This window comes from Pseudomonas sp. PA-4-8C (assembly GCF_021606625.1).
Classification (GTDB): Bacteria; Pseudomonadota; Gammaproteobacteria; order Pseudomonadales; family Pseudomonadaceae; genus Aquipseudomonas; species Aquipseudomonas lactis.
This window is the reverse complement of the sequence record NZ_WKCD01000451.1, coordinates 1-2,498: the sequence shown is the minus strand read 5'-3', so window position 1 is coordinate 2,498 and position 2,498 is coordinate 1. Positions and strand designations below refer to the sequence as shown.

The window sequence follows — 2,498 nt, the reverse complement described above, 5'->3', positions numbered from 1 at the left end:
ATCACCGGCCCCGGCCGCCCCCCCTGAAACCTGGCATGAAACCTCTTCTACGCCTCCGGCTGGAGGCCCGCACAAGCCCTTTCTGTTGCGCGCAACCTTGTCCGCTCTGCGTTATAGAGATTTGCAGAACCCTGTGACGCAACGGTCCAGCGGTACCCTGCCGGGTGAAAACTCAACGGACAACCAGTTGGCTAAAGCTTTGGAAAAGTCTTTCGGCCTGCTGCACTCGTTCTTAAATGATGGCCGCTTGACCTGGCTGTCCTTGCAGCGGATCGCCGCTCACCCTTTGGGTGAAAGCGAGGCGCTGGACAGCGCGATCCAGGTCGTCAGGGAAATTCTCAAGCGCCCGCGGTTAAGCGACGCGATCTTCAGCCGTGACGGCGATATCACGCGTGACAGCCTCAGTGCGGCAGCCCAGGCTTTGCAGGGCAACAGCTCTGCCAACGTGTTCAGCCAGGATCCATTTCATGCCCAAGGCAATGCCCAGGTGGTGGAGGCGCTGCAAAGCGAGTTTCCGAACCTGAGAGACAAGGCCATGGATCGAACCTACCTGTTTGAACCGTATCAGTACCTTGAAATAGCCAAGCTTCGGGTGGTTATGCAAGACCCGTATGAGGTTGATCAGCAGGGCGAGCCTGTGGTGGATACGTCTACGGGCATGCCCAAGTCCAAGTACAGCGAACTCTGTGTCTACACGGCGAAGAACATTATCGAGCGTCCGGGTTTGCTGCCGTCATTGGAGCGTGCCAGCGGCGCACGACTGTTTGGCCCGCCTCACAAGGAAGGCTGGCTCAGCAACAAAAACCTCGAACGCTGGCGGGAGCAGGATGATGCCCGTAAAACGCGCTGAAGTCTGGTTTACACCCTGAGGATCTTGCCACTGATGGCCACTGCCGCCAGCAACACTGCGACCAAGACGAAGGCGATATTCAAGCTGCTGCCATGGGCGATGAAACCGATCATGGCGGGGCCGGCGAGAATGCCGGCATAACCCAATGTGGTGATGGCCGGCACCGCAATATGTTCCGGCATGACTGTTTGTTTACCCACAGCGGTGTACAGCACCGGCACGATGTTCGAACAACCGGCGCCCACCAAGGCATACCCGAGCAACGCAGTTTCCCAGGCCGGCAATAGCGTCGCCAGAAGCAACCCACCACAGGCCAGCGTGCCACCGATCACGATCACTCGCGTGGCGCCCAGGCGTCGGACAATGGCATCACCGGTCAGGCGTCCAGCGGTCATGGTCAAGGCAAATGCCGCGTAGCCCAGGCCGGCGTAAGCCTCATCCAGACCGCGCTCAGCACTCAGGAACACCGCGCTCCAATCCAGAACGGCACCTTCAGCCAGGAACACGATGAAACACAGACAACCGATAAAAAACACTACGCCATGGGGCACCGCAAACGCCGGGCCCGAGCTCTCGCTGCCATAAGGCAACAGGTGGGGTGCGGCCTTCAACAGCGCCACAACCATGATAACAACCACCAGCAAAGTGGCCTGCAGTGGCGACAGGCCCAGCCCCAGCAAGCCGGCAACCCCCGCTGCGCCCACAATGCCCCCCAGGCTGAACAGACCATGGAAACCCGACATCATGGTTTTGCCGCTGGCGCGCTCAACGATCACCGCTTGCAGATTGACGGTGGAGTCCACGGTGCCCAGGCCCGCGCCAAACAGGAATAAACCTGCGATCAACAACGGGATCGAACTGACGGTGGCCAGCGTCGGCAGGGCCAGGCAGATCATCAGTGTCCCTGCGGTCAGCACGCGTCGGCAGCCATAACGCGAGGCCAGTACGCCCGCAACCGGCATCGCGATGATCGACCCCATCCCCAGGCATAACAGCAGCAGGCCAAGCGTGCCTTCGTTCAGATTCGCGCGCGCCTTGGCAAACGGCACCAACGGCGCCCAGGCCGCGATACCAAAACCTGCGATAAAAAAAGCGATGCGGGTCGACATCTGTTCCAGTCGCCCGGGAACCACGGGGGCAGGGGGGGGAATGGCAGTCATGAAAAATCCTTGGTTTGGCGTTCAACGAACGATGTCCGGCGCGACATCCTTGCACATCAGGCCCTCTCGAGCGAGCCGGGTTCCCTTGGTGTTACGGGGTGCGAGGCAATTTTTTTTACAAACACGGAACGCTTTGACCACCGGTGACCACGTAGAAATGATCGAGCCTGTAGGAGGTGGGCTGGAAGGTGTGTAATCCCTGCGGGAGTGGCTGAACCCCAGGTTTCTTGCGGCGGATTACCACCTTCCAGATCACTTTCCACAGACTTGGCGTTCTGTAATATGCCGCAGTCCCACTAGGTAGAGACGCGAGGCAATATCAGTGGGCAATTGCCACGTCCGTGCGCTAAGAGGGGCATTGCTGTAAGGGAGGCCTGACGCCCCGCGATCCAAATGTGAGAGCTGGCTTGCCTGCGAAGGCGGCCTGACAGTCAACACAGTTGGACCGGGTACATATCCGTTATTTAGGTTACGGCCACTTAGGGTTC

The 2,498-nt window shown here is 59.4% G+C and carries 2 protein-coding genes; one reads left to right on the top strand and one right to left on the bottom strand.

Annotated features, from left to right (window positions below; translation table 11 throughout):
* Positions 1-850: type III secretion protein (locus GIW04_RS29785; protein WP_236314083.1), on the top strand; the 850-nt coding region annotated here is incomplete at its 5' end.
* A gap of 8 nt (positions 851-858) precedes the next feature.
* Here GIW04_RS29785 and GIW04_RS29780 read toward each other — a convergent pair.
* The gene (locus tag GIW04_RS29780) at positions 859-2,010 is read right to left on the bottom strand and encodes an MFS transporter (protein ID WP_120249149.1); all 1,152 of its coding nucleotides are present in this window, start codon (positions 2,008-2,010) and stop codon (positions 859-861) included.
* Positions 2,011-2,498 lie beyond the last annotated feature (488 nt).

Bases quoted from the DNA above. Each gene is read 5' to 3' on its own strand.
- GIW04_RS29780 (WP_120249149.1), bottom strand. From the start codon at position 2,010: ATGACTGCCATTCCCCCCCCTGCCCCCGTGGTTCCCGGGCGACTGGAA.